Origin of the sequence: Cellulomonas bogoriensis 69B4 = DSM 16987 (genome assembly GCF_000767165.1) — a bacterium.
In the GTDB taxonomy this organism is placed as follows: Bacteria; Actinomycetota; Actinomycetes; order Actinomycetales; family Cellulomonadaceae; genus Actinotalea; species Actinotalea bogoriensis.
This window is the reverse complement of sequence record NZ_AXCZ01000241.1, coordinates 1-3,010: the sequence shown is the minus strand read 5'-3', so window position 1 is coordinate 3,010 and position 3,010 is coordinate 1. Positions and strand designations below refer to the sequence as shown.

Here is a 3,010-nt window from a genome sequence, read left to right as displayed (position 1 = left end):
CGTGAGTTTCGGCCGAGATCGTGACTTCCAACTCACGATCTCGCGCGAAAGTCACGATCTGGGTGCGGGTGCGGGTGCGGGTGCGGGTGCGGGTGCGGGTGCGGGTGGGGGTGAGGGGTCAGGTGAGGGTGAGGTGGGGGCGTGTGAGGGGGGTGACCTCGGGGAACTCCGGTGCGGGGCCGCCGAAGAAGCATGCGCAGGGTCCGTCGAGGTGGACGAACTTGGTCGAGGGTCGTGCAGCGCACGGGACCGGCATGGCGACGGCCTCGTCCCGTACCAGGCTCAGCCCGGTCACGGGGGGCGTGGGGTCGGTCAGCTCGACCACGGTCATCGTCGACATGTCCTTCTCATCGGCACCGAGAGCCACGAAAGTGAGCGTTAACTTCGCCACTGTGACCTGTCTGTGACTGTCGCGTCGGCGCGGACCTTGGTCCCGGTCCGGCCTGGTCCCAGGGGCGTCGGCGTGCATTCACCCGCATCCGGCGTCGCCCGACGCTCACCCGGGTGAGAGCGCGGCCGATCAGCCCGTGGATGCCCTCCACCCGGTGGGCCGCACGGAGGGAACCCCATGGGACGCATGGCGCGCGCGGCATCAGGCCGCCGGGGACTCGGTCGACCGATCGGGTCGGTCCGGACCAAGATCCTGCTGTCGTTGGCGTGTGTGAGCCTGGTCGCGGTGGCCGTCGCCGTCGTCGGGCTCGCCCGCTTGCACACCATGGAGCAACGGGTGACGACGATGCGGGACGTGAACGTCGAGCAGGCCACCGAGCTGGGCGACGTCCGCGCCGGGTTCATGGAGATGTACTACGAGCTGGTGGGCGTGGCGGGCCTCTCGTCGATGATGCCCCCCGACACCCCGGAGTTCGTGGCCGCGCAGGCCCAGGGTCGCGACGCCGTCATCGCGGCCGACGCCCGCATCGCCGAGGCGCTGGACGCGTACCGGGCGGAGGCCGGCGAGTCGCCCGAGCGCGCTGCCGTCCTCGCGGAGTTCGACGAGCACCTCGACGCCTACATGACGTTCCGTGACGTGTGGTTCTTCGGCGCGACGCCCCCGGCCGGCTGGGAGCTGCCCACCGAGTCCGACCAGATCACCGCCCTGAACACGAACCTCAGCGAGACGCTGGACGCTCTTGCCGCGATCGAGGGTGCTGAAGCCGATGCCGCCGCGGACGCCGCCGGCCAGGCGCTCCGGACGTCCTTGGTGAACGTCGTGCTCTCTCTGACCGTCGGCCTGTCGGTGGGCGTCGTGATCGCGGTGGCGGTCGCCCGGGGTGTCTCGGGCCGTCTGGGGCAGGTCGCCGAGGTCGTCGACGCGCTAGGCGACGGTGACCTGACCCGCACGGTGCACGTCAGCGGAAGTGATGAGGTCGCACGGATGGCGGCCGCCGTGACGTCCGCGACCGAGCGGTTGCGACCGATGCTCGGCACGCTCGCGGGGACCTCGGAGGAGGTCGCGGGACACGCGGCGACGATCGCCTGCACGACGGCGAGCACCGGCGACCGGGCCGATGAGGCCAGCGCCCGGGCGGGGGACGTGGCGGCTGCTGCCGACCAGGTGTCGGGCAACGTGCAGAGCGTGGCGACGGGGGCACAGCAGATGAGCTCCTCGATCCGTGAGATCGCCCGGAACGCGACCGCGGCGAGCGAGGTGGCGGCGCGCGCGGTGGTCGCGGCCCGCTCCACGAACGAGACGGTGGGGCGCCTGGGCGACTCCTCGGCCGAGATCGGCACCGTGGTGCGGACGATCACGTCGATCGCGGAGCAGACGAACCTGCTGGCGCTGAACGCCACGATCGAGGCTGCTCGTGCGGGGGAGGCCGGCAAGGGTTTCGCGGTGGTGGCCGGCGAGGTCAAGGAGCTGGCGCAGGCGACGGCGCGGGCCACGGAGGACATCGCGCACCGCATCGACGTCATCCAGGGCGACACCGACAGCGCGATGGGCGCGATCGGCGAGATCACCGCGATCGTCCAGCAGATCGACGAGTACCAGTCGACGATCGCCTCGGCGGTGGAGGAGCAGAACGCCACCACCGACGAGATGAGCCGGGGGGTCGACCAGGCCGCGGACGGCACCGGTGAGATCGCGGCCGGAATCTCGGGTGTGGCGCGGTCCACGTCGGACGCGGCGGAGTCGTTGCGCGCGGGCCGGGAGGCGGCGGCAGAGCTGTCGGGCCTGGCGGTGCAGATGAAGGAGCTGGTGCACCGGTTCCGGTTCTGACGTCCGGCGTCCTGACGTCTGGTGTGCCCCAGCCCTCCGTCTGCGTGTCAGGCGGGGGGCTGGTCGCGTCCTCCGCGGCTGGCGTCGTGGGTGGCGATCGCGGCGGTGAGGAGGTCGTGGATCTCGCGGTCGCCCATCCCGTGGGCGCGGGCCGCGGAGACCAGCCTGAGGGCCGCGTGGCCGACGGTGGGGTCGGGGTGGGTGTCGCGGTCGGTGACGGTGGTGCCGTGCCGTCGGCGGGAGAGGACCAGGCCCTCGGCCTCGAGCTCACGGTAGGCGCGGGCGATGGTGCCGGTGGCGACGTCGAGGGTCGCGCTGAGGGCCCGGGTGGTGGGCAGCCGTTGCCCGGGTCGCAGGTGCCCCGCGGTGACGGCGGCGGCGACCTGGGCGCGGATCTGCTCGTAGTGGGGGATGGGGGAGTCGGGGTCCAGGCGGACGTGGAGGGTCACACCACTCCTTCGCTGTTCATTGATCAAGCGGCATGAACAGTGCCGTGAAGGGGCCCCGGAGTCAAACCCGCGCCCGGTGCAGGCTCAGTGGGTGGGTCGGTACGTCCAGTGCCAGGGCTGACCCGAGGCTCCGGGGGTGAACCCGTACCGCGGCCCGTTGCTCGTCATCCACGTCAACGCCTGACCGTCCAGGCGCAGGTCGACGCCTGTGCCCCAGGCGAAGTCGGTGAGGGCGGCCGGGTCGGGGGTCGAGGCCCCGCCCAGGTCCGTCGGGCGCTCGACGGCGGTGGCGCGCGGCGCCCGGTAGGAGCCGGCGAGGTCCAGGCGCACGCCGTCCGCGAGG

General features: G+C 72.4%; 3 protein-coding genes and 1 pseudogene. 1 reads left to right on the top strand and 3 read right to left on the bottom strand.

Annotated elements, in window-relative coordinates; genetic code table 11:
• Positions 1-118: 118 nt before the first annotated feature.
• Positions 119-340 (bottom strand): hypothetical protein, encoded by a 222-nt coding sequence (locus tag N869_RS17475; protein WP_035062602.1) that lies wholly within the window; start codon positions 338-340, stop codon positions 119-121.
• 228 nt (positions 341-568) lie between these two features.
• Here N869_RS17475 and N869_RS14000 point away from each other — a divergent pair, with 228 nt between their 5' ends.
• On the top strand, positions 569-2,218 hold the full coding sequence (locus tag N869_RS14000; protein WP_035062601.1) for a methyl-accepting chemotaxis protein: 1,650 nt from the start codon (positions 569-571) through the stop codon (positions 2,216-2,218).
• 47 nt (positions 2,219-2,265) lie between these two features.
• Here N869_RS14000 and N869_RS13995 read toward each other — a convergent pair whose 3' ends face one another.
• Positions 2,266-2,667: a GntR family transcriptional regulator gene (locus N869_RS13995; protein ID WP_035062600.1), complete on the bottom strand. Its 402-nt coding sequence runs from the start codon at positions 2,665-2,667 to the stop codon at positions 2,266-2,268.
• 84 nt (positions 2,668-2,751) lie between these two features.
• Positions 2,752-3,010: pseudogene (locus N869_RS17960) on the bottom strand (hypothetical protein); the annotation flags it as partial.

Coding starts and splice junctions, on each gene's coding strand:
- N869_RS17475 (WP_035062602.1), bottom strand. CDS start 340: ATGTCGACGATGACCGTGGTCGAGCTGACCGACCCCACGCCCCCCGTG.
- N869_RS14000 (WP_035062601.1), top strand. CDS start 569: ATGGGACGCATGGCGCGCGCGGCATCAGGCCGCCGGGGACTCGGTCGA.